The 23,671-nt window shown below is 43.0% G+C and carries 24 protein-coding genes and 2 pseudogenes; 9 read left to right on the top strand and 17 right to left on the bottom strand.

What is annotated here, in order from left to right:
* Positions 1 to 98: 98 nt before the first annotated feature.
* The 3 genes from OCU38_RS15465 to OCU38_RS15455 are packed head-to-tail and all read right to left on the bottom strand — an operon-like array spanning position 99 to position 1,278.
* Positions 99 to 515: a YeeE/YedE family protein gene (locus OCU38_RS15465; RefSeq protein WP_261824402.1), complete on the bottom strand. Its 417-nt coding sequence runs from the start codon at positions 513 to 515 to the stop codon at positions 99 to 101.
* 3 nt (positions 516 to 518) lie between these two features.
* Positions 519 to 941, bottom strand: a complete 423-nt coding sequence (locus tag OCU38_RS15460) for a YeeE/YedE family protein (RefSeq protein WP_261824401.1) — start codon at positions 939 to 941, stop codon at positions 519 to 521.
* A 10-nt stretch (positions 942 to 951) separates the two neighbouring features.
* Positions 952 to 1,278, bottom strand: a complete 327-nt coding sequence (locus tag OCU38_RS15455; protein WP_021713562.1) for an ArsR/SmtB family transcription factor — start codon at positions 1,276 to 1,278, stop codon at positions 952 to 954.
* Positions 1,279 to 1,445: 167 nt separating this feature from the next.
* Between OCU38_RS15455 and OCU38_RS15450 the strand changes: the two genes are divergently transcribed.
* Both OCU38_RS15450 and OCU38_RS15445 read left to right on the top strand, forming a co-directional pair.
* Positions 1,446 to 3,104: an FAD-dependent oxidoreductase gene (locus OCU38_RS15450; RefSeq protein WP_261824400.1), complete on the top strand. Its 1,659-nt coding sequence runs from the start codon at positions 1,446 to 1,448 to the stop codon at positions 3,102 to 3,104.
* A 217-nt stretch (positions 3,105 to 3,321) separates the two neighbouring features.
* Positions 3,322 to 4,392: a DUF1254 domain-containing protein gene (locus OCU38_RS15445; RefSeq protein ID WP_261824399.1), complete on the top strand. Its 1,071-nt coding sequence runs from the start codon at positions 3,322 to 3,324 to the stop codon at positions 4,390 to 4,392.
* A gap of 113 nt (positions 4,393 to 4,505) precedes the next feature.
* Here OCU38_RS15445 and OCU38_RS15440 read toward each other — a convergent pair whose 3' ends face one another.
* Entirely contained in the window at positions 4,506 to 6,008 is a 1,503-nt protein-coding gene (locus tag OCU38_RS15440; protein WP_261824398.1) for a peptide MFS transporter, read from the bottom strand.
* A gap of 353 nt (positions 6,009 to 6,361) precedes the next feature.
* Complete coding sequence (locus OCU38_RS15435) at positions 6,362 to 7,453, bottom strand: ketoacyl-ACP synthase III (RefSeq protein ID WP_261824397.1); 1,092 nt, start codon at positions 7,451 to 7,453, stop codon at positions 6,362 to 6,364.
* Between the two features lie 238 nt (positions 7,454 to 7,691).
* Here OCU38_RS15435 and OCU38_RS15430 point away from each other — a divergent pair, with 238 nt between their 5' ends.
* The gene (locus OCU38_RS15430) at positions 7,692 to 7,895 is read left to right on the top strand and encodes a DUF2986 domain-containing protein (RefSeq protein ID WP_261824396.1); all 204 of its coding nucleotides are present in this window, start codon (positions 7,692 to 7,694) and stop codon (positions 7,893 to 7,895) included.
* Between the two features lie 161 nt (positions 7,896 to 8,056).
* Here OCU38_RS15430 and OCU38_RS15425 read toward each other — a convergent pair whose 3' ends face one another.
* From OCU38_RS15425 to OCU38_RS15415, 3 genes are all read right to left on the bottom strand, one after another.
* Positions 8,057 to 8,548 (bottom strand): LabA-like NYN domain-containing protein, encoded by a 492-nt coding sequence (locus OCU38_RS15425; RefSeq protein WP_261824395.1) that lies wholly within the window; start codon positions 8,546 to 8,548, stop codon positions 8,057 to 8,059.
* Between the two features lie 89 nt (positions 8,549 to 8,637).
* Positions 8,638 to 9,294: an HAD-IA family hydrolase gene (locus tag OCU38_RS15420; RefSeq protein WP_261824394.1), complete on the bottom strand. Its 657-nt coding sequence runs from the start codon at positions 9,292 to 9,294 to the stop codon at positions 8,638 to 8,640.
* Positions 9,295 to 9,421: 127 nt separating this feature from the next.
* Positions 9,422 to 9,994, bottom strand: coding sequence for a hypothetical protein (locus OCU38_RS15415; protein WP_261824393.1), 573 nt, complete (start codon positions 9,992 to 9,994; stop codon positions 9,422 to 9,424).
* Between the two features lie 152 nt (positions 9,995 to 10,146).
* Between OCU38_RS15415 and OCU38_RS15410 the strand changes: the two are divergent.
* The 4 genes and pseudogenes from OCU38_RS15410 to OCU38_RS15395 all read left to right on the top strand — a co-directional run.
* Positions 10,147 to 10,596, top strand: a pseudogene (locus tag OCU38_RS15410) (CreA family protein); the annotation flags it as partial.
* A 386-nt stretch (positions 10,597 to 10,982) separates the two neighbouring features.
* The gene (locus OCU38_RS15405) at positions 10,983 to 12,287 is read left to right on the top strand and encodes an inosine/guanosine kinase (RefSeq protein ID WP_261824392.1); all 1,305 of its coding nucleotides are present in this window, start codon (positions 10,983 to 10,985) and stop codon (positions 12,285 to 12,287) included.
* Between the two features lie 70 nt (positions 12,288 to 12,357).
* Entirely contained in the window at positions 12,358 to 12,987 is a 630-nt protein-coding gene (locus OCU38_RS15400; RefSeq protein WP_261824391.1) for a thioredoxin domain-containing protein, read from the top strand.
* 8 nt (positions 12,988 to 12,995) lie between these two features.
* Positions 12,996 to 13,469, top strand: a complete 474-nt coding sequence (locus tag OCU38_RS15395; protein ID WP_261824390.1) for an FKBP-type peptidyl-prolyl cis-trans isomerase — start codon at positions 12,996 to 12,998, stop codon at positions 13,467 to 13,469.
* A gap of 132 nt (positions 13,470 to 13,601) precedes the next feature.
* On the opposite strand, the gene OCU38_RS15390 is transcribed toward OCU38_RS15395, so the two are convergent.
* Both OCU38_RS15390 and OCU38_RS15385 read right to left on the bottom strand, forming a co-directional pair.
* Positions 13,602 to 14,219, bottom strand: a complete 618-nt coding sequence (locus OCU38_RS15390) for a beta-phosphoglucomutase family hydrolase (protein WP_261824389.1) — start codon at positions 14,217 to 14,219, stop codon at positions 13,602 to 13,604.
* Between the two features lie 94 nt (positions 14,220 to 14,313).
* A pseudogene (locus tag OCU38_RS15385) lies at positions 14,314 to 15,013 on the bottom strand (DUF1223 domain-containing protein).
* Positions 15,014 to 15,219: 206 nt separating this feature from the next.
* Here OCU38_RS15385 and OCU38_RS15380 point away from each other — a divergent pair.
* Together OCU38_RS15380 and OCU38_RS15375 are read left to right on the top strand one after the other, a co-directional pair.
* A complete protein-coding gene (locus tag OCU38_RS15380) occupies positions 15,220 to 15,741 on the top strand; it encodes a TetR/AcrR family transcriptional regulator (RefSeq protein ID WP_261824388.1) in 522 nt (173 codons plus the stop codon).
* Positions 15,738 to 16,784, top strand: coding sequence for an alcohol dehydrogenase family protein (locus tag OCU38_RS15375; RefSeq protein ID WP_261824387.1), 1,047 nt, complete (start codon positions 15,738 to 15,740; stop codon positions 16,782 to 16,784). Before OCU38_RS15380 ends, OCU38_RS15375 begins: the two co-directional genes overlap by 4 nt.
* Positions 16,785 to 16,996: 212 nt before the next feature.
* Here OCU38_RS15375 and OCU38_RS15370 read toward each other — a convergent pair whose 3' ends face one another.
* The 7 genes from OCU38_RS15370 to OCU38_RS15340 all read right to left on the bottom strand — a co-directional run bounded on the left by OCU38_RS15370 (position 16,997) and on the right by OCU38_RS15340 (position 23,616).
* Positions 16,997 to 18,121, bottom strand: coding sequence for a M20 family metallopeptidase (locus OCU38_RS15370; RefSeq protein ID WP_261824386.1), 1,125 nt, complete (start codon positions 18,119 to 18,121; stop codon positions 16,997 to 16,999).
* A gap of 9 nt (positions 18,122 to 18,130) precedes the next feature.
* The gene (locus tag OCU38_RS15365) at positions 18,131 to 18,598 is read right to left on the bottom strand and encodes a YjiG family protein (protein WP_261824385.1); all 468 of its coding nucleotides are present in this window, start codon (positions 18,596 to 18,598) and stop codon (positions 18,131 to 18,133) included.
* Positions 18,598 to 19,344, bottom strand: coding sequence for a nucleoside recognition domain-containing protein (locus OCU38_RS15360; RefSeq protein ID WP_261824968.1), 747 nt, complete (start codon positions 19,342 to 19,344; stop codon positions 18,598 to 18,600). Before OCU38_RS15360 ends, OCU38_RS15365 begins: the two co-directional genes overlap by 1 nt.
* A gap of 368 nt (positions 19,345 to 19,712) precedes the next feature.
* The gene (locus tag OCU38_RS15355) at positions 19,713 to 20,114 is read right to left on the bottom strand and encodes a VOC family protein (RefSeq protein ID WP_261824384.1); all 402 of its coding nucleotides are present in this window, start codon (positions 20,112 to 20,114) and stop codon (positions 19,713 to 19,715) included.
* A gap of 631 nt (positions 20,115 to 20,745) precedes the next feature.
* Complete coding sequence (locus tag OCU38_RS15350; protein WP_261824383.1) at positions 20,746 to 21,588, bottom strand: hypothetical protein; 843 nt, start codon at positions 21,586 to 21,588, stop codon at positions 20,746 to 20,748.
* 318 nt (positions 21,589 to 21,906) lie between these two features.
* Positions 21,907 to 22,671, bottom strand: coding sequence for a uroporphyrinogen-III C-methyltransferase (gene cobA, locus OCU38_RS15345; protein WP_261824382.1), 765 nt, complete (start codon positions 22,669 to 22,671; stop codon positions 21,907 to 21,909).
* Positions 22,672 to 22,776: 105 nt separating this feature from the next.
* The gene (locus OCU38_RS15340) at positions 22,777 to 23,616 is read right to left on the bottom strand and encodes a formate/nitrite transporter family protein (RefSeq protein ID WP_152820739.1); all 840 of its coding nucleotides are present in this window, start codon (positions 23,614 to 23,616) and stop codon (positions 22,777 to 22,779) included.
* Between the last annotated feature and the right edge of the window lie 55 nt (positions 23,617 to 23,671).

The following is a 23,671-nucleotide window of genomic DNA, read 5'->3' as shown; positions in this document are numbered from 1 at the left end:
GTGACTCAAGGATCATAAGCTGTTGTCTAATAAACGTTTTATTTCACATTTTCAAGGCTCACTACTCAGTCTCGCCATTGATGTGCGTCTAGCATTATTCACTTTAATTTAGTGACCCTGTCACCAAAGGCAAACCCTGTTAGCATTGCAACCACAAACAACACTGCCTGAATATTGCCACTGCCTAATGATGAAATAACCGGTCCAGGGCAAATCCCCACTAATCCCCAACCAACGCCAAAAATACTCGCACCAGTGAGCAAGCGTTTATCAATGGCGTTGTTAGTGGCTAACGAAAAGCTCAAACCAAGCACTGATTTTTCTCGTTTCTTTATCACTAGAAGATAGACCGGCAAAAATACGCTAAGCGCACCGCCCATAACAAAGGCTAAACTTGGGTCCCAATTGCCCGCTACATCTAAAAATCCAATCACTTTAACCGGATCGACCATACCGGATACCGCCATACCTAAACCAAACAACACGCCAGCGATTAAAGACACTATTTTAAACATGATCTACCCCAACAAATGCAAACGAACAAACACGGTAACACCCGCTGCCAGCATAAAGACACAGGTCGCCACTAGCGAACGTTTAGATAAACGACCAATGCCACAAATGCCGTGGCCTGATGTGCAGCCATTGCCAATTTTAGTGCCTAACCCCACCAGCAAACCGCCGAGCAATAGCACCCACAACTGACTGTCATAGCTGATTGGGATCATGGCGCCAAACGCCGTTGTCCCTAGTAATCCACCCGCAATCATGCCCAATACAAATAGCCAGCGCCAACCTTTATCACCAGTTTTGTTTTTTAACAAACCAGACACAATGCCGCTAATTCCTGCTATTTTCCCGTTAAATAACAGCAATATCGAAGCGGATACACCTAACAGCATACCGCCAAACAATGAAGCCCAAGGCACAGTAAATTCCACAATTTTCTCCCTAACGACAGTAGATTTGATATAAGGATGTAATGAGTTGCTCTACCTGTTTATTCTTTAGTGAGTAGAACACTTTTTGCGATTCTTTTCTTATTTGTACAAGCTCATTATCTCGTAACACTTTAAGGTGTTGAGAGAGTGCAGATTGATGTAGCAAAGAGCCATTTTGCAAGTCAGCGACCTGTTTTTCCCCTTCCATCAACTGACACAGCACCATCAAACGCTCACTATGTGAAAGCACTTTTAGCACAGACGCGACATTGTCCGCTTTGCTTTTGAGCACTTTCATTGAGGTGGCCTCTGAGGTTAATTTATCTTCTATATTCATACGATAAACTCAGCTTAGGGTTGGATAGCAACATTGGATTAGTCTAGTTAATTCCTTATATTAGTCAACCCTAAATAAGTAATTGCGAATTTAGCTGGACTAATATTAGAATTAACTTATATTATAACTACACAACATTAATCAACCCTAAGTTTGGAGTGATAGCAATGACTAAAATTCTCATCGTCGGTGGCGTAGCAGGTGGTGCATCAGCGGCGGCTCGTGCACGTCGTTTAAGTGAAGACGCAGAAATCATCATGTTTGAACGGGGCGAATTTGTTTCCTTTGCCAACTGTGGTCTACCCTACCATATTGGTGGTGACATCAAGGATCGAAGTAAACTGTTACTGCAAACACCGGACAGTTTTTTAGCTCGCTTTAATGTTGATGTGCGCGTGATGAACGAAGTGATTGCCATTGATCGCCAAGCAAAAAGCGTCACGGTTAAAAATCTCATCGATAGCAGTGAATATACCGAACGCTACGATTTCCTACTGCTTAGTCCCGGTGCTGCGCCAATAATTCCGCCTATTGCAGGGCTTGATAACCCTCTCACCCACTCCTTGCGTAATATTCCCGATATGGATCGTATTTTAAATACGCTACGCAGTAATAAACCCAAGCACGCCACTGTGGTCGGCGGCGGATTCATCGGCCTTGAAGTGATGGAAGCATTCCAGCAACTTGGCATCAAAACCAGTTTAATTGAAATGGCCGAGCAAGTAATGACGCCAGTAGATCGCGAAATGGCAGGCTTTGTCCATGAAGAGATCCGCAATAAAGGTATCGATCTTAAACTTGGCGTGGCCTTGCAATCGGTCGAGCACCTTCATCATCAAAACAGCGAATCACTAAAACTTCAGCTCAGCAATGGTGAGTCCCTTGATACCGATATTTTGATCATGGCGATTGGCGTCCGCCCCGAAACTCAGCTCGCTAAACAAGCAGGGCTTCGCATCGGCGCTACTGGCGGTATCTACACCAATGCACAAATGCAGACCAGCGACCCTTCTATATACGCTGTGGGAGACGCAGTTGAAGAGCAAGATTTTGTCACAGGTAACCCCACCCTTGTACCCCTTGCAGGTCCGGCTAATCGTCAAGGGCGCATGGCCGCAGATAATATGCTAGGTAGAGAGCAAAGCTATCAAGGCACGCAAGGCACCGCCATATGTAAGGTGTTTGACTTAGCCGTTGCCTCAACCGGCATGAACGAAAAACAATTGCAGCAAAGCGGCACAGCTTATGAAAAAGTGTATGTGCATACAGCAAGTCATGCTAGCTACTATCCGGGGGCGGAAACCGTCTCCTTTAAAATGTTGTTTGACCCACAATCAGGCAAAATTTTCGGCGCGCAAGCGGTGGGCAAAGACGGCGTGGATAAACGTATTGATGTAATGGCGGTCGCTCAACGCGCAGGCATGAGCGTACAGCAACTGCAACATTTAGAGCTCACCTATGCGCCACCTTTTGGCAGTGCTAAAGACGTCATTAACCAAGCTGCTTTTGTGGCAAACAACATCATAGAGGGCGACGCAACCCCTATTCACTTTAATGAAATTGCACACTTAACTGATGAGCAGTTACTGCTTGATGTGCGAAACCCAGCTGAGCGCAAAAACGGCAATCATATTGCAGGGGATATCAATATTCCTGTTGATCAACTGCGTCAACGCATGCATGAATTGCCAAAAGACAAAGAGATCATCATTTATTGTCAAGTTGGCCTGCGTGGCAACGTTGCCTATCGCCAGCTAGTCAATAATGGCTATAAAGCGAAAAACTTGCTCGGTGGCTATCGCACCTACAAAATCGCCACCGCCTAATTGTTTTATGACCTAGGAGTTCACTCCTAGGTCATTGATTTCAAGCCCATATCCACATATCGAATATCTGCTATTGATTAACGTCATTTCAAATTCCTTCTAAACCCTCTTAAAGTCTCTTTAAAGCAACACAGTGACAAACGGAGCTTGTGACTCACCGATTGTTTTATTGACTTAAAAACGCATCTTTTCTGTTTTCACTTTAGAGGTTACAACCATGCTTAACGCTCGCCCAAATAAATTTATTTCTCGTGCACTTTCTTCTCATGTAGTACTCGCTACCGCCGTGCTTACTGCAGTATCGCTAGCACCAAACGTGATGGCAGCTGAAAATACGCACAGTTCAAAAGCACAAACACTCACCATCACCGCGGACAACTTCTCGCACGCTGAGACCGCACGTAATTATCGTAACTGGACAAGCAAAAGAGCGAACTCTCAATTTGTGATCATGCAGAACCTGCCTCCACGCGGCAAAGCGGCGCCAACAGTGCAGATGAACGACGATACCTTATATGGCGTGGCTATCGTTAAAGCCGAAAATGGCAAGGTGAGCTTTTCGATACCAGAGACAGACAACTATTTAGCCGTGCAAGTGGTGACCGAGCGTGGTCATGGGCAGCACTATGTGGTTGAAGATGGTGTGTATGAACTTACTGTTGAGTCAGAGTATGCGATGTTGATTTATCGCTCAGGCACGGAAAAAGGTATCCAGCACGCGGTTGAACAATTAGACAAGGTCAATGTCGCTGATTTTAACTTTGCCACAGATTACCAAGTTCAGCCGTATAACTATGACGAAGTGGAAACTTGGGTGCAAAACTACACCAAAGAGGTCAACTCTATGGATAAATTCACCTATACCTTCCCTCGCACCAGTGAACAAGTCACTGACTTGCATCAGTGGAACCTAGAAAACGCAGCTGGCTGGGGCGGCGCAAGCCCAGAGGCTTTTGTGGGGAACAAATACGCCAACAGCGCTAAGTTAAAAGCCAACGTCTGTTACAGCGCAACCTTTAACGATCCACAAAATAAATTTTTCACCTCGATTACCGCCTATGATTCTGACAAATACCTAATGGAAGGCGTACGTCACATTAGCTCAAATACTTGGGATACCAACCAAGACGGCACGATCACTGTCTCTTTTAACTGTGGAGACTCTGCCAAAAATAATATCGATACTAAAGGACAAGATTTTACCTTTACCACTCGTCATTACGGCGTCAATCCTAGCGTTATGAAAGCAAAAGATGACCCTATTATTGCCGCGCTCAAACAAAGCTAAAAGGCGCAAGTGAAGGTAGCAAATTGACGACATAAAAAATGGCAGCTGACCTTGGTCTAAGCTGCCATTTTTTCTATTCCACTAAGGTTTCCCTTAATAAGAGAAAATCCACATTAAGCGACAGTAATGCCTTTTTTAGCCAGTGAGCGGTGCAACATGTACATCACTGCACACAGAGCGCCACCTACAATCACAGCGCTCCAACCCATAGAGTAGAAGTAATCACCGTAAGCGTGGATACTTGCAATTTTGTCTTCGCCACCTTGTGGAATCGCAACGATCTTACCTAACTGACCAGAGATCAGGTTCGACATAGAAGAAGCTAAGTACCAAGCGCCCATCGCAAAGGCAATCATTTTAGGGTGACAATAGAGACCAATCATAGACAGACCTACCGCACTCACAAACAGTTCAGCAATGGTTACGATTAGGTATGAAAGACCTACATAGTTTGCGCTAGCAATCCCTGTTTCGTAACCGGTTGATGCTCCATACCAAAGCGCAAGCATAGACAGACCCGAAAGCACCACGCCTACAGCGAATTGATAAGGAATACTAAAGCGAACAAAGCGGTTGTAGAACTTAGGCAATTGCGAACCAATAGCTAAGATAACCAATGGGTTAATCAACTGGAACTGAGCTGGAGACAGAATAATACCGAACAAGGAAAAGTCCGTATTGTTCTTAGTAAACATGATCATTGTGGTGGCCATTTGGTTGTATAATACGAAGAATACAATCGCGACCAAGATCAAAAATGCGGCAATTAATTGTTTAGTGCGGTCCACACCTTTTAGCAACATAGTACGAATACAAAACGCCAAAATACCAGCAGTACAACCAATACCAATCAAATAGGTACTTACGTGCGGATTAAGGTATGAGTAATACGCAATCGCGTAACCTACAACGATGTAAGATACCACTGGAATTAAACGCCCAATCGTCATTGGTTGCTTATCCAGATCATCAATTACATTGGTGTAGATGTTGCGTTTAACAATGAAGTTAATTGCGGCGGCTGATTTACCTAAAACCACTAACGCTAACACAGACATGACGCCGTAAGGACTGTCCATTAGCATTGGCGCCAGACCAATACCAATAAGTGAGCCTACGTTAATTGCCATATAGTAAAAGGTCATGCCTGATTTACTGCCTGCATCATCGCCTTTATAAATGCGACTCACAAGTGCAGAAGTCGGCGATGCTACCAATGAGTTGATAGCAGGAAGCAGCGCATACGCCATAATAAAGGCACGTGTGCCTAGCGTGTGTACGTTGGAGCTGCCGATATAAATAATCAAATAAGCCAGTGCGACTAAACATACACCCCAAGTAATACCACGGCGAATACCGAGATATTTATCGATAACATAACCGCCAATAATTGGCATCATATAACCGATAGCTTGGGTTACACCCATGAATTCGTACGCTTCTTTCTCTGTCATCCCTAGCCCATCACGCGCCATTGGCAAGGTTAGGAATAGAATGAAAATTGACATGATGGAGTAAGAGGCGAACTGCCCAAAGAACGTAATCGTTGTTACGTTAAATACCTGAGAGCGAATGAGCTTCTTCTCTGGTGTTGGTGTTTTCGATATTGTTTGCAAAATGTTTATCTCTAAAACGGTTAGAATATCTAAACCAGCAAAGCTAGGTCTTGGTGGTAGAAAAGTCTTCTAGCACGCGCGTTACGTTAGCAAACAAATAGCCTGAGAAGTGGGTCACATTTTTATATTGCACAAATCACTCGCAACTCATTGCATAACATTGATCGCGCAATGATGAGCATTTTGGGACTGACTAAAATTAGCGAAGGAAGCAATGAAATAAGGGGCTGGGAAGGAAGTGGCCTGTCCTGCTCTATGGCTTAAAACACTAGCGATAGCATTCAACAGGCGTTGCTGAATGCTATCGCAAGATAAACAGAGATAGGGAATAAGGTGAATACAGCGAGAGCCGATTAACCTCTATTGGGATTGTTCTTACAATGCAAAATGGCTTGCTCTAGCAGCTGTAACGCCGTTTGTTCACACTCAGGCAGCGTTGCATCGCTCTGTTTTATTGGCGTGACTCGCTGACCCCAACGAATACGCCCTGCTCCCCAAGTCAATCCAGCGCCAAAGGCGGCAGTTAATATTTCACAGCCCGGCTTTATCACGCCTTGCTCGGCAGCTTCACACAGAGCAATCGGCACAGTCGCCGCTGACGTGTTTCCGTAATTTTGGATGTTGATAAACGCTTTTTCTTGCTCAATCCCTGCCATATCGCACAAAGTTTGGATAATGCGCACATTGGCTTGATGCGGAATCACCACGTCAATAGCAGAGGTCGATAACTGCGCTTCGTTTAATACGTGATGTGCGGCACTGCCCATGCCTTTGACCGCGCGTTTAAAGATCTCACGCCCCACAAAGTTAAAGGTGAAATAGCCATTATCGGCGGCGAATCTTTGCATAGATGTGCCAAAGCTTGGCACCGCTAAGATGTCACGCCCTTCAGAATCACAACCTAGTTTGCTTTGCAGTAATCCGACTTCTTGCTCAGTTTTTGACAGCACCACCGCACCTGCGCCATCACCAAATAACACCGCGGTGTCGCGCTGTGTCCAATCAATGAAAAAGCTCAGTCTCTCTGCGCCAATCACCAATACATGCTGATAACTACCCGCTTGAATCATGCGCGTTGCAGTCTCTAAGCCGTACACAAAGCCGGTACAAGCCGCGTTTAAATCAAAGGCGGCGGCTTTAAATGCCGATAAATTATTTTGTACTTTAGATGCAATATTGGGAATGAGCGTGTCAGGAGAGCAAGTCGCGACAATAATAAGATCCAAATCACTTGGCTCAATACCAGCACAATCCATCGCTCTTTGCGCCGCAACTGTGGCCAAGTCTGAGGTTTGTACATGACTAATTCTGCGCGCCGATATTCCTGTTCTAGGCTTTATCCATTCATCTGAGGTATCTAAAAATGTACCCAGATCATCATTACTCAATACTGTTGGTGGTAAGCATTTTCCCCAGCCTGAAATTTCTGCATACGTTTTCGTCATATAGCCTGCTTCTAATGAATTTTGTTATGTATTTTAAGAGTATACGTTCATTGCCAAAATGCGAAAGTAATTGCAGCTGCCGTGTATTTTGTTTTTCGTAAACCGTGACCGAGGTACAAAGGTTTTAACGGCTCACTCCCTAAGCCCAAAGACAAATTTCACCTTCTTTCACCAATTTACAGCGCGCATTAACCGTTTATGTTAGTCTTAGCGCCGTCATGCGAATTAAGGTTAAAAAATGAACCGTAAGAAGAAGATCAACCAGATCCTAAAGAAGAAAATAAAGAAGCAGAACTCTAAACTGCACACTTCAAACAAGCCAAAGTACATTTCAAAAAGTGAACGGGCGAAGATGGAACAAGAAGCAGCGCAAGCTACAGAAGTGCAAGCAGACCAAAGCACTACTGAAACTGCCGCGCAGTCAGAACAAAAAGAAGATTAAAGATTACCTAGCAGAGCGCCTGACTTACGCTAAACATGCGTAAGTGTATTTAGCGGTATTCGTCCGTGTATTCCTTGGCGGGCGCTCTGGTTATTTTGCGCTGTATTATAAAGAGTTCTATTACACAACAGCTGTTTCAAATAGCTCTAGCGCAAATAACCCTACCTCAAAAGCCCATCTTTAATTGGAATAAATTCACTTGCTACCTCAATCAAGCCATTGGCGGTCAGTTGTGGTACGCCCAATACAATCACCTTACAGTTGTAACACTGCGCAACGTGCTTTACTAACAATTCAAAATCACCATCGCCAGAGAGTAAAATGATGGTATCGACGTCGCGGGCTTTTTCCATAATATCTATGGTGATCCCAACATCCCAATCTCCTTTTGCACTGCCATCGGCACGCTGAATATAAGGCTTTAATTTTACCTGAAAGCCAATCCCTCTAAGGATATGATGAAATTGTCGTTGCTTAGGATCTTGGCTGGCAATTGCGTAGGCATGTGCAGAAACGATATCCCCATATTCCATCGCCAATGCCCAAAACGCGTTGTAGTCAAAGTTTCGACGATAAGCGTCGCGAGTGGTGTAGTAGATATTCTGCACGTCCGCAAAAATAGCCACTTGGTTTTTAGGCGTAGGCTGATTCATTATAGGTAGGAAACCTCAGTTAAATTTTAACTGAGTATACTCGACTTAAACAGGAACGCTAAGCCCTAAATAAAGTACTCAATCAAGTGCTAATTAATTGAGTCTGCAGTACAAAATTGCAAAATTTCGCTTAAATCATGAATACTGATCGCGCCTTCTTCGGTCGATTTTGGTGATAAGTGATTGGGACGATAATGTAAGGTGGTAATGTTGGCCGCCAAACCTGCACGCACCCCTTGCAGGGTGTCATCAACAAATAAGCAGTCTTTACCTTGAAACCCCATGCCCATTGCGGCGTATTGGATCAAATCAGGATCGGGCTTCCAGCTATTCGCTTCAAAGGCGCTGAACATTGCATCTTTAAAATAACCGGCTAAGCCACTGATTTCTAATTTATATTCTAATTTACTCAGCGGGCCGTTTGACACGACGCACACTTCAATGCCCTTTTGTTTGAGCTTGTCTAATACCATGATGGCATTTTTAGAAGGGTTTAATTGATCTTGAAAAAGTACCTTACTTTTCTCACGGTACATCATTGCCAATTCATCAATATCGGCTTTAACGCCCAATCGCTCAGAGGTTTCCATTAAAATATCAGTGAGCTTGCCACCGTTAAAATGCTTGAGCGTCTCTTCCATACTCAATTGCGCGCCAAAGCTATTAAATACACTCACCAAAGCTTGGCAACATAGCTTTTCGCTATCAACTAACGTCCCTTCACAGTCAAAAATCACACATTTCATTGATTGCCTATCCATAGCATCTTACTGATTATATGTTCCTTTATAGCCAACAATTTGTCCGGTGGGAAAAGGCGATTTTACTTACTGTTAGCTAAGGCATAATAAGTTTTTCATTTACAGACTCAGATCACTTTATACATGTCGCTCTGTGCACATAAATGCATTGATTAAGCTCAACTTTAGCTAACTCAGTGGAAAAAATATTGAGTATCGATGAAACTTCAGCGTGGCTGTCTAACGCGTCATCAATCAACAAATCTGAGATCAGTACACTTACCTGAGATTGAGGATCTTCAGCTATAGAAACAATGGCCACACCTGCCACCTCAGTACCAGAGAAACCCAAGCACAAAGAATGCGGGGCTTGTTCATCTAAAATAATCTGCGCAAAGAACTCTTGTAGATACTCTTTCGATGCCACGGGAACCTGACTATGGCTGGCAAAGAATTGTGAAAAGAGCACCGTCAATTTATGAAAGTCGGCCTTTATCCACTCTAATTGTGCACTTGCAGATTGCGCTTCAATCTTTGCTCGCTCAATTGCTTGAATACTATTTTGCGCTTCAATGAGATCAAGATAACACGCCTTTCCCAATACGCTTTCACGTGTAGGAAAGTCCACGTCCACCTGAGAAAAAAGCCACTGATTCTTTAGTTGTTGCAGTTGTTCAATGTTAGATTCTGACTTCTCAATACTCATAATGGCGCTCGTTTTGAAATTTGATTAAAGGATACACCTGGAACAACGCCTGAACAATTCTTTATCAAACAAACGCTTATTTAAACAAGACTGACGGTATGTGTTAGACTCTAATTTACTTAATCGGCTGTATAATTTCTCGGAAAACCGCAATGAAGAAAATTGCTCTTTTAGCTCCACTGCTTGCACTCGCTCTTGCTGGATGTGACAGAAACGAAGTGGGTGATGTCTCGCTTGGTCTTTTTACCACTAAAGATATTAAAATTGATATTTTAATTGACCCTATTGTCACAGGTGTCACCTGTCATGTGGCGAGCATTGAAGCCAATCTGGATCTTGCCGATCCTTCTGATTCAGCTATCTCTTGCCGACAAACCGGCGAAATTACCGCAGATATGATTGCCAAAATTGATACATCAAAATCTGGAGAAATCGTTTTTCAGAAATCAAAAAGTGTCTTCTTTAAAACGATGAAAATTCGTCGTATCTTGGATAAGAGTTCACAAACCTTAATGTATGTGTCCTACTCTACTAAAGAGACTTCTGGCAGTTATAAACACAGCCTATCAACGGTTCCATTGTGGGGCACGGCGGCCTATCAATATTCTGCAGGCACAGCGCCAACACCAGTATCACCAAGTCAAAGTAGCGCTGCCGAGCCAAGCAAACCTATGACGGTCGGTGATGCCACTGCGAAAAATAGCGATGTGTCCTACTAATACTAATCGTACTAAATAACGAGTCATTCTAGCTTGTTAAAATACTCGATAACGGCGTTAGAATTTTTGATTGTAGAATAACTACTTATCGAAAAATTCTGCCTTGTTCTCGAGCGTTTTTCCTGCGCTAGTTCTGATCACTTACTTAGTGTGATTAGTATAAGGCTCATTTATGCAGGTTTAACTGCCTATAAATTAGCCAGTTATAGATAAGTGCGGGGTATCCTATGTGATATACTCCGCATATCTATATTTTATATTACGAATTTATGAAGTTTCCAGGTCAAAGAAAGTCAAAGCATTACTTCCCGATCCATTCTCGCGATCCACTAGTAAATCAGATCCGTCAAACCCCTAAGTTATCAAGACCAACCATTGTGGGTGTGGGACAAACGATTGTAGATATTGAAGCGCGCGTAAGTGATGACTTTTTGGCAAGATACTCTTTGAGCAAAGGCCATTCTTTAGTGGTTGAGCAAGAAGTGGCGGACGCTCTTTATCAAGAATTGGTAGAAAAAGAGCTCATTACCCATGAACATCCTGGCGATACCATTGGCAATACCTTGCACAATTATTCCGTATTAGCCGACAGTAAATCCGTGTTACTGGGCGTGATGTCGAAGAACATTGATGTTGGCAGTTATGCCTATCGCTATTTATGTCGAACTTCTTCTAGAGTAAACCTAAATCACCTGCAAAAAGTAGACGGCCCTATTGGTCGTTGCTACACCTTGATCTCCGATGATGGCGAGCGCACCTTTGCAATCAATGAAGGGCACATGAATCAACTGCTTCCAGAAAGCATCCCTGAACATGTGTTTGAAAAAGCCAGTGCGCTGGTTGTCTCTTCTTACTTAATGCGTGGTAAACCTGAAGATCCAATGCCAAAAGCGGTGCAACGAGCGGTTGAACTTGCTAAAGCGCAGAATGTTCCGGTGGTTTTAACCTTAGGTACCAAATACGTTATCGAAGGCAACAGCGATTGGTGGCAACAATTTATCAAAGCCAATGTCACCATAGTGGCGATGAATGAAGAAGAAGGTGAAGCCTTAACTGGTGAATCTGATCCTCTGTTAGCGGCAGACAAAACCTTACAATGGGCAGACTTAGTATTGTGCACTGCGGGATCTGTTGGCCTGTATATGGCGGGTTACACTGAAAACGATCGTAAACGCACAACAGAGTCAATTTTATTGCCAGGAAACATTCCTGAGTTTAATAAATTTGAGTACAGCCGCCCTATGCGCTTTAGCGACTGCCAAGATCCGCTACGCATTTATTCGCACATTTCACCGTATTTAGGCGGCCCGCTAGAGATTAAAAATACCAATGGCGCGGGCGATGGCGCGTTATCTGCGCTGCTGCATGATATTGCGGCTAATACTTACCATAAAAGAAATGTGCCGGTGTCACAAAAGCATCATGCGCCGTATTTAACCTATTCATCTTTATCACAAATTTGCAAATACGCAAACCGTGTCAGCTATGAATTGCTCACTCAACATTCTCCTCGTCTTTCAAAAACACTGCCAGAGCGAGAAGACAGCCTAGAGGAAGCGTACTGGGACAGATAAGCAAATAACTTTAAAGGCGATAGTCTCTATCGCCCATCCAACCCACCCTACAATAAAGACTTAACAGACTATGATAAAAATAATCAAAACACTTAGCCTGCTGTTTGCTTCTTTGGTTTTACTGACGGCCTGCAGTGAAAATCAAACACCAGAATTAAACAAGCAATATTCTGAACTGCCTAACGACATCAGTAGCTTGATACAAGAACCTGTAGTCGAGGTCTTTTCCTTAACTTGTGGGCACTGCCTACAAATGGAAAAATTTCTACCTGAAATAGAACAAGGCATTGGACAACCTATCGGTAAAGTTCACGTTACCTTCAACGAAAGCGCACAAGCTGCGGCCATGTTCTATTATGCTGCTGCCATGCAATCTGATTCGGGTAAGCCTGATCAAGAGATGATGACAGAGCTATTTAACCTCTATCATGCCAGTGACGATTTAACCTCTGATCAGAGAAAACAAAAATTAGAGGACGCATTTCACAACAAAGGCATGACCTCACCTTATGATCTAAACCAAGCGCAGAAAGAAAAACTGTTCGCTGAAGTCACAAACGCAGCCGATATTACCGGTAAAGGCATGATTAATTCAGTACCTACCTTTATCATTAACGGTAAATATATGGTGATCACGTCGGCTCATGATGATGTTCAATCGATTGCCAACACAATTAACTTCTTAATTTCTAAAGGATAATGCCTCACATGTCTAAGTTTCTCATTCCTGCCATAGTCGTGCTATTGGCTTCATTCATGATTTACCGCGTTTGGACCAATCATAAAACAGGTAAAGAAAACATCGCTATTGGTCAGGCATTTTTGCAAGAAAACGGACAACGTGAAGGCGTAGTCACTACAGACAGCGGCCTGCAATACGAAGTATTGGTCAAAGGTGATGGTGAGATCCACCCACAACCGACCAGCATAGTCAAAGTGCACTACCACGGCACACTGATCGACGGCACCGTATTTGACAGTACGATTGAGCGTAATGAACCGATTGAATTTCCACTTAATCGCGTGATTCACGGCTGGCAAGAAGGCTTACAATTAATGGTGGTGGGTGACAAATTCCGCTTCTATATTCCTAGCAACCTTGCTTATGGCAAAAGCGGCACAGGCCCAATTCCGGGTTCGGCAACCCTTATTTTTGATGTTGAGCTACTGAATATTAAATAGTCGCAGCTGTATTAATTGATAGCTAATAATTAATAGGCATTAAAAAAGGACTTCCTCACAGAAGTCCTTTTTGTTTTTCGCTCAGTTACATATCGGCACTTACATTACCGATACATTGCCAAGCACAGCAGTTTATTCAGTAAATGCCGCTTCAGTCACCGGTTTAAATACAAAGCCGCTCTTAGTCACTAAATAGCAATCCATTCCTGCAGCATGTGCCGCTTGTAAACCTAACAGCGTATCTTCAAAGACAACGCACTGACTTGGTTCACACTTTATCTGCTCTGCGGCCAATAAAAACGTATCCGGAAACGGCTTATGGTTATTAACCTCAGTGGCAGTGACAACTGCATCAAAATAATCAAATACGCCACGTGATTTTAGCAGCTCGTGCGCCCCTTGTTGCTGCGCGCCCGTGCCGATAGCCACTTTCTTGTCATCCATATTATCTAACAGCACTTGATGGGTGATCGCAATCAACTCACCTTTTACTTCGCTTTGAGCAAACTGCTGCATTTTAAAGCCAGAGACCAGAACAGGATCGAGTTCTAAACCAAAACGACGATTCACCTCTAACACGATTTTATGGCTAGGCATGCCACCTAAACTATGTAGCCAAGTAGGATCAAAATCGAAACCAAATTCATCGGCTGTTTTCTGCCAAGCCGCCACATGCGCGGGCATAGTGTCGATAAGAGTTCCATCCATATCAAAAATAAGGCCTTGATACTTTTCAAATTTTGGCTGCATCCGTCTGCTCTCTTTAAATTAGGTGTTTTTACCACTGTAACAAACTAACAAGACAAAACAATGTCATAAATGCAACAAATCTATTTCAACGAGTCTATCGAACCCAACCAGCAACCGTTTGATAAGGAGCAAACTCTCCCGGTTTGCTCAGCCAAACGGCTACAGCGTCAATCTCTGCATTATTCTCTTCATCATTAGGCGAAAACGTCCACTGCGATTGACCTTGAGCTTGCTGACCTTCTATTTGTTGTTCCAGCACAATAAAGTCATGATGTAAGATTTTACCCCTATTTTCGCCATTTTTAACCGATGTTTTCTCATTCATCGCCAGCCATGCGATTTGAGCGGTATAAGTCCCCTCGCCTAAAAACGTGACACTGTAATTATCATTACGACGCTCTAACAGCAGATAACCCTGTCGCTTGTGGCAGAGTGCGATTAAGTGGATTGAAAAAACCTCGCCACTCTTTGCCATCCACTACAAAACCCGGCGTATAGACACTCGCAACCACCCCATAGCTGCGATAAAGACGTTGTTTTTGACTAAAAGAGGGATGAGCAAAGCGATCTTTCCAACCAATATAATCCCAATAATCAACATGGTAGGCCAAGGGAATAATCCCCTGCCACAAATCCTCACTAGTAGAAAATTGCGACAAATACGCATCCGCTGGTGGACAGCTCGAACAGCCTTCCGAGGTAAAAAGCTCAATAATGCGCGCCGGCTTTCCTTGATGCGACCACACCTGATAATCGCTTTTCGCATTAGCTGTGCCTAGCATCATTATTTGCATGACTAAGGGGTAAAATAGCGCCGATATAATAAACCGCATCTGAGACTCCTTCTGCTGACTGTTTATTTAAAGACCCTAGTTGTTCGATTTATCTTTCATTGATGGCACGCTTTGTCGAAAAACGAAATTTATTGACAGAGGTAGAACAAACACTCTACCCTAGAGGTAGAGCAATCATTCTACCCTTAGGGTAAAGAAAAGAATCTATGTTAAAAGATCACATCGCAGCCAGTTTAGAACAAGCCTTTAGTGAGCTAGGGTTTGCTGAGCCAAGTGTCGCTATTTTAAAAGAAGCGTGCGGCGTCAGTTTACGCACCCTCTACAAACACTACCCATCAAAAGAAGAGATGATCGTCGCAGCATTAGAGCATCGACATCAGCGCTATCTTGCTTATTTACTTGAAGATTCGCCGAAACCTAGCAAGGATGCAGTGATACATATATTCAATAAACTCAAATATTGGATGCAACACAATGCACCTCATGGATGTATGTCTACTAATGCTCTTGCGGCATTTCCAAATCATGATGTCATCAATAAAACAGTAAAAATGCATAAAGAAGATGTTCGACAATTTCTGGGAAAACAGAGCTTACGCCCAGATTTGGCGACGCAGTTATTTTTACTGCACGAAGGCGTATCAAGTGCTTGGCCCGTTTTAGGTGATGAAGCCATACAATCGGCACATCTGGCTATTTTAACCCTATTAAAAGAGAAACAAGCATGACTAAGATTCCTTGCACAATGAAAGGTGTTGTTTTAACGGGTCATGGTGACCTTGACGTTTTGCAATACTGTGAAGATATTGCAGTTCCACAAGTACAAGATAATGAAGTGTTGATCCGCGTAATGGCTGCTGGCGTTAACAATACAGACATCAATACTCGTATTGGCTGGTACTCTAAAACTGAAAATAGCGGTGATGCTAGTTGGAGTGGCAATGCACTGCAATTCCCTAGAATCCAAGGCGCAGATGTTTGCGGTGAAATCGTTGCAGTGGGAAGCCAAATTAGCAAGCAACGCATTGGTGAACGCGTATTAGTTGAACCTTGCCTAACAGAGCTAAATGGGCAAAAACTCACTAAGCCTTGGTACTTCGGTTCTGAATGTAACGGTGGCTTTGCTCAATATACTGTTGTTTCATCAGCACATGCTTACCGAATTGAATCAGAACTCACCGATATAGAGCTCGCCTCTTTTCCTTGCTCATATTCTACTGCGGAAAACATGTTAACACGTTCAAATGTAACCAAGGACGATCGCGTATTGATATCCGGCGCCTCTGGTGGCGTAGGATCAGCGGCCATTCAGCTAGCAAAAGCTCGCGGAGCATACGTTATTGCGATCAATAGCCCAAACAAAAACTCACAGATGTTAGCGCTCGGTGCAAATGAAGTATTGGCAAGAAATTGTCAGTTAGTAGAAGCACTCGGTGAAAATAGCGTAGACGTTGTCATTGATTTAGTGGCAGGCGAACAGTGGTCACAATATCTAGAAGTATTACGCCCCCACGGACGCTACGCAGTATCCGGAGCTATCGGCGGCGCTATGGTAAATTTGGATGTACGCACCTTGTACCTCAAAGATCTTAGCTTTTTTGGCTGTACGATCTTAGAGCCTCAAGTATTTAAAAATCTCATCACGCACATCGAAAAAGGCCACATTAAACCTTTAGTCGCCAAAACCTTCCCACTTCACAAGATTCATACCGCGCAAACCGTATTCCAAGAAAAGAATCACGTAGGGAAAATAGTTATGACTATTGAATAAAAATTTAAAAACTATCGCAGATATCGTTAGCTATTGATTAGATTATATATTTTCAGATTAATATTGGTGCCTGTCCTTAAAACCTCATTGAGAATCTATGGTTAGGTTTAGTGCCTGTCCTCGAAAGTGACAGGCATGTTTTCTATCAATAAAAAACAACAAAGCCGCGAGTAACTATACTCGCGGCTTTTAGTTAGAGCTAAGAAATGAACTTATTTAGCGAGCTTAGTCAGCACACTCATTAGCAATTTGATGCGTGGTTCAATCGACTCAAGCAACAGATATTCATCAGCGCTGTGGAAGCCTGCACCAATAGGGCCCAAGCCATCGAGTGTTGGCACACCTAAGATAGCTGTGTTGTTAGCATCTGAGCCGCCACCGACCTCTTTCCAGTTGATATCGATATCTAGCTCATCAGCCGACTCTTGCACCATTGCCATTAATGGCTCAGTGAGTTCTGAAGGTACCATAGACGGTTTGTAGGCTTCACGTTCGATAGCAATCGTGACGTCTTCAACAAATGGGGTTTCGATCATTTGTTGAAGACGAGCATCAATTTGATCGTATTCCGCATTATCCCAAAAACGAACGTCAACAATAGCGGTAGCAAGATCAGGCACGATATTCGCCCCAGCACCACCAGAAACGACACCGACATTTAGCGTTGTGCCTGACTCAAAGTTGGTCATCGCATTGATTGCTAAAATCCAGTTGGCCAATTCAGTAATCGCACTGCGGCCTTTTTCTGGCTCGTTGCCAGCGTGAGCCGCTTTACCATTGACGGTAATTTTGTAATGTGCCATGCCTTTACGAGCTTTAACTAGGCCACCGTCCGCGCGCGCCGCTTCAATCACTAACACATTGCGAGCTTTTTTAGCTGTCGCTTGAATCCAATCAACCGAATCCATAGAACCGGTTTCTTCGTCTGGGTTCATGCAGATGCAGATAGATAGTTTATCTAACACAGCTTGATCTAGATTGCGTAATGCGTATACCACATTCAGCAAACCCGATTTCATGTCAGAAACACCTGGGCCATAAGCTTTTTCTGCATCCAAAGACATTGGACGTTCAGCAACTGTGCCAACAGGGAAAACCGTATCCATGTGCCCCATCATCATCACATCGATATGATCAGCGTCAGGTTGGTTACGAATTTCAAGCCCTACACCCGCTTTACCACAGTCAATACGCTTAACTGTCCAGCCCGGCATTGATTGATATTTTTCAGCCATGAGGTTCGCAATCACCTCAATACCGGCAACGGTATAAGTACCGCAATCTACATCAATTAAAGGGCGAAGCTCTTCTAGATATTCGTTTAGGGAAAAGTTCATCGCGAGTCCTTAAAGAATCATATTCATGACAAACATAGCGCCAAATGCGTTCATGATTGAGATAGCAATCATCACCGGAATATAACGAGCTTCTGTGCCAATTGGTCCCATGATGCGACCCATATACTGAACTTGTGAGCCCATAAGGTAAATAGCAGGAGCTAGAATCGCAATATGAACACCGTTCAAAATACCTTGGTCAAACAAAGTAATAACCACGCCCACAGCGCCGCCCATTGACATCCAAGCACCAATTAACACAGCAGCAGCTTCGCCCGGTAGACCAAAAACAGCCATCACAGGAGCAAAGATAGAACCCATAAGATCTAGAGCACCAGTAATTTGCAATGCTTTGATGATAACAAATGCCATTAAAACATTTGGAACTGTTGAGGTAGTTGCGATAACCCAGCCTTTTTTAGCACCCTCAACAAAAATATCTGTCACCATAGGTTTTTTCGCTTTGACTTCGCTCATTATGCTGTCTCCTCAGTCAATGTTTTGTCTTGTTTGTCTTTCTTCTCGTTGTCTTGACCTTCTTTACCTTCGGTAATGTTTAGATAAACACGGAACAAGTTTGCACCAATAAACTTGAAGGCAAACATCACAATTACAGCCAGACCAATCGACGATGGAACTGCAATCGAGCCATCTGGGGTGGTCAAAGTAAACAGTACAGCACCTGATGAGAAGAAGTTCACAATTGCAGCACCTGCAGTAAATTGGAACATGGTAAAGATGTCAGTTTCACGCTTGGTTAAATGCTTTTCATCTTTTAACTGGCGAGTCATTGCCGCACCCGCATCGGTACTTTGCAAAGAAGCAATCAGTGCTAGGCCCGAGTTACCTGGGATACCAATTAATGGACGAAGAAGAGGAGTCAATAATCGACGAGCTGCGTTAAGTGCACCGTAATGCTCAAGAACGTTGATCATACCTAGAGCAAACATCACGGTTGGGATAAGAGTTAATGCGAAAATGAAACCGTCACGAGCACCACTACCACCTTTACCACGCAAAGACGTTGTAGCAGCTTGCACACCATCTGCCGTGTCGGATACAGCATAAGCAACCTTACCAAAAGAACCATTTAGAGTTGTAAAGTCAAAAACCCCATACCACTCACTTGATTGCATGAATCCAGAAAAGAACACGACAGCAAAAGCTAACGCCACGTAACTACCAATTCCGACTTTAACGTCTTTATCAAACGGCTGAGTCATAACCACCTCTTTTTTAGTTAACAACAGCATATAGAAATGCCCTTTAGGCGGTATTATGCGTATCTACACTCTAAAAAAATTGATAATGGTCAATAAATTTTCCTAAAAAAACATAAAGCGTAAAATAGTGTATTAATTTGTGACACCACCATAAGCACTGTATTTTATAGATTTACTAAAATTATATATGACACAAGTGTTATATGATGAAATTTTAGACTTTTATGGAAATATAAAAAAAGACAAAAATTCACAAGATATTTGCGGGGTCAGGTCTTGAAATTTGCATGCCCTAAGAGTTGAAATTGGATGCTTAATATTAGAAATACACCCGAAAACTTTTAGGGACACACACCGAATTTAAGCATTCAATTTAGTTGTAGTAATTCCCATTTATTGCCATATAAATCTTCAAATACCGCTACGGTTCCATAACTCTCTGTACGGGGCTGTTCATTGAATTTAACCCCGCTCGATTTCATTTGGTTATAGTCTCGCCAGAAATCATTAGTCTGCAAAAACAAGAACACTCGCCCACCCGTTTGATTTCCAACTGCCTGTTTTTGTTTTTCCGTACTGGCTTGCACCAATAATAAATTGGTTCCATTAGAGTTTGGGGGTGAGACTTGAACCCAACGCTTTCCTCCGCCAAGGTCTGTATCTTCCAGCAAAGTAAAATTGAGTTTTGTAGTATAAAACTCAATCGCATCGTCATAACTCTCTACGACCAAGGCAATATTCCCGATTTGCTGTTTAACTTCCAGAGTCATAACTAAGCTCCTAATATAAAAATGGGGGTCAGGTCTTGAAATTTGCACTAAAACTATTGAGCAAATTATTAAGGACACACACTGAATCTAGAACCTATTGATCAACAGATATAAGCTCTATCGTGCGTCATTAGCACTTACTCTAAACACTATAGCGGTTGTGGTGAACTTGGTTTAAATGCACCAGCTCTGTGTAGACTGGCTTGTCACAAATCGAAACGCCCGTAGCCAATGATAATAGGAGATTGATAAAGAGGAACTCAGTAGAGGAAGCGTACCAAACGATAACGCAGAGCTGTCTGTACGAGTGTACTACCTTCGAATAGTTTAGCTGTAACCTATACACAGCCTCATAAGCTCCAGAGCAGATACTAACGAACTTAGCAACGAACGTGCTTATATCTTGCTGTATATGTAAGGTAAATTACTAAATATGGTTTCGATAGCCTAATTATACCTATCGAATTACGATACCCTTTTCCACAATGGTTCTCTTATGATGGGTATAATAGTCCTCTCCCTAATGCAGCTAATAAAGCTGTGCTCAATCAGGGGTTAATTGATCGAGTAAAACAAAGTAGCATTAGGGAAAATGATATATTGGAAGCAAAGAGCTAAACCGTTGTCATCGTTAATTTTTAGCTTCAATTAACTTCTTCTGATGCATCGCAATCGCTTGGATTCTTGCGGTGATGTCGGTGAATTGTCGGGTATCTAAATGAGAGAAAAAGACGATAGCGCCATCTTGTATGACCCAACCATCGCGATTGGCATCAAGCATTTGAATAATACTTTGTACTTCATTGATGGCGGATAGCTCTGATTCCCATAATTTCTTTTGCTGTTTGGCATACAAAATCTGCGCATCAATATAGCTTGCTTCAATTTCGGCACTGGCTTCGTGCTCATAAAGCTCTTGCTCAAGATCATGCACTTTTTGTTGTGTTTTTAGCAAGTGATCAAAAATAACCGAACGGGTATCCTTAATAATGGCGTAACTTTCGATAAGGTTACGATCATTTTGTAGACGCGAAAGATCTAAAATAGAGTACCAACCTGACTCCATAACTGCTTGCTGAAAGCTTGGGCTCAATTCCGTTGGTTGTGGCAGCACAATCGGTTCAGGGGTATTTTGCGCAACCGAAGTTAGCGCAGTCAGGGAGCGTATAGGCTCGTCGCGAATAGGTTCTTTGGTGTGCGAACCGGCAAAACAGCCAATCCCTAATGCCGCTATAATGGCAACCAATGCCCAAATAGCTCGAAGGGTTTGTCTCGCACTAGTAAAGAAGATCAGTAATAGTCCCCAACAAAAGAGGATGCTGACCAGCCACTTCCAACTATGTACAAAGAAGGACGCTTGTGGGACAGACGCCGAATATCCTTGATAAGTAGACAGTGTTATCACTAGTACTAACCCTAGAAAATACACTAGAGTTCCTGAGAATGGTGTCACCCTCAGAGAAGGTTTTTTCATATTTAGCTTTCCCTGCTAAAGCAATGTATTACTTTGAAGGTTCTCCTGAAGCTTTATATTACAACTTGTTATAGTAACAATGGATAGTTTTCGGTGTTTTTATACCATAAAACCCCAAAAACCCTACTTAGTTCACAACTAAAGCTGAAAATAACGTAACAAAAAGCGATTTTATATGCATGATTTAATGACATAAAATAAGGTGGCTGACGTTAATTAACCTAAAAACAATAAACCTAATTAACTCTATGCGACAAGCTAGTATAAGAAGAGCTTTAATTCACCAAATCATAGATAAAGTGATCCCTTTTACTTTATCTATGATCCGTTAAACCAACCTAGTTGAGAATGCAAACTAGTTACACTACCCACCACAATTAAAGATGGGCTAATCGCCTGCTCAGCAATACTGGACAACTCACTTAATTGTCCAGTCAGTACTCGCTGTTGCGCTGTTGTGCCACGCTCAATAATGGCAACGCAAGTGCGCTCAGAAAGACCTGCATTGATCAGTTTGTGCTGAATATTAGCGCTCTCTTTAAGTCCCATGTAAAACACTAAGGTGGTATTGCCTTTGGATAGACTTGCCCAGTCAATATCCATACCCTCTTTTTTTAAGTGACCTGTTATAAAATGCACACTTTGTGCATGATCGCGATGAGTCAGAGGGATCCCCGCATAAGCCGTGCATCCAGCAGCAGCCGTAATGCCAGGCACCACTTCAAATGGGATCTGTTCTTGCGCTAACTTCTCTAATTCTTCTCCGCCACGCCCAAAAATGAAGGGATCGCCGCCCTTTAGACGCACCACATGCTTATTTTGCTTAGCGTGCTCAACTAATACTTGGTTGATTTGATCTTGTGGCACACAGTGATGATTAAGCTGTTTGCCCACGTAAATACGACGAGCATCGACGTTAACCAGCGCCATGATCTCTTCTGACACCAAACGGTCGTAAACAACCACATCGGCTTGTTGAATTAAACGTAGGGCTTTTACCGTTAATAGATCTGGGTCACCGGGGCCAGCGCCGACCAGAGAGACAAATCCCATTGGATTTATTGAGGTTGGTTTACATGTCATCGTAAAGCTCACAAATATTATTTATAAGAAGTGACCTCAAAAAAGAGCCGATCACTTGTTATAAATAATGACCTTACCGCCTGACACGATAAGGTCGTTTTGAACTTAAGCCGTTGCTTTTACTGCTTTCTCTTGTTGCGCTTCAATTGCTGGCGCTGTTTTAATGTGAGTAAGGTAAAGCGGTACACAGGTGAAGAATAAACCACCCACAATGTTACCTAAAATGGTAGGAATAAGGTTAAAGTTCAGCCAAGTTGCAATGCCAAAATCAGCACCTAGCATCATCCCTAGTGGGAATAGGAACATGTTTACAACAGTATGCTCAAATACTAAGGCAAAGAAGATAAAGATAGGTAACCACATGGCGACCACTTTACCTGCCACAGTACGTGCCGTCATGTTGCCAATAACTCCAAGACACACCATTAAGTTACAGAAAATACCGCGTACAAAACAGGTGATCCACCCATCTACACCCATGTTTTCAAAACCAACGGTACGCGCTGTAGAAGCGGCGATAAATTTTTGTGCGACCGCATTAGGTTCGATAGAAAAGTTGGCAGTAAGCGATACTGCAATTAGGTAAGCCACAATCAGTGAACCAATAAGGTTACCAAAACCGACAAGCCCCCAGCAACGTAATATTTTGCCCCAAGTTACGCCTTTACGATTATCAAATTTAGCCAATGGTGCTAAACCAAAAGCGCCCGTAACCAAATCGTAGCCCATCAAGCTTAAAATACAGAAACCCACAGGGAAGACCAGTGCGCCCACTACACCAACGCCAGTTTGTACAATTGCGGTAATGGCAACCACAACGGCGATAGACAAGATAATGCCCGCCATAATGCCACGAAGAATTAGATCCCTTGCGCTGGTTTTTACCTTGGCTTCACCAACATCCACCATCGTTTGCACAAATTCTGCAGGTTTTAAATCATTCATTTTGCTATCCATATAAAAGTTAAAATTGAATAGTCAAAGGCTCCCTGCTCTTACC

This window comes from Vibrio neonatus (assembly GCF_024346975.1).
Taxonomy (GTDB): Bacteria; Pseudomonadota; Gammaproteobacteria; order Enterobacterales; family Vibrionaceae; genus Vibrio; species Vibrio neonatus.
The sequence above is the reverse complement of the archived record's forward strand: the minus strand, read 5'-3'. Positions and strand labels throughout refer to the sequence as shown.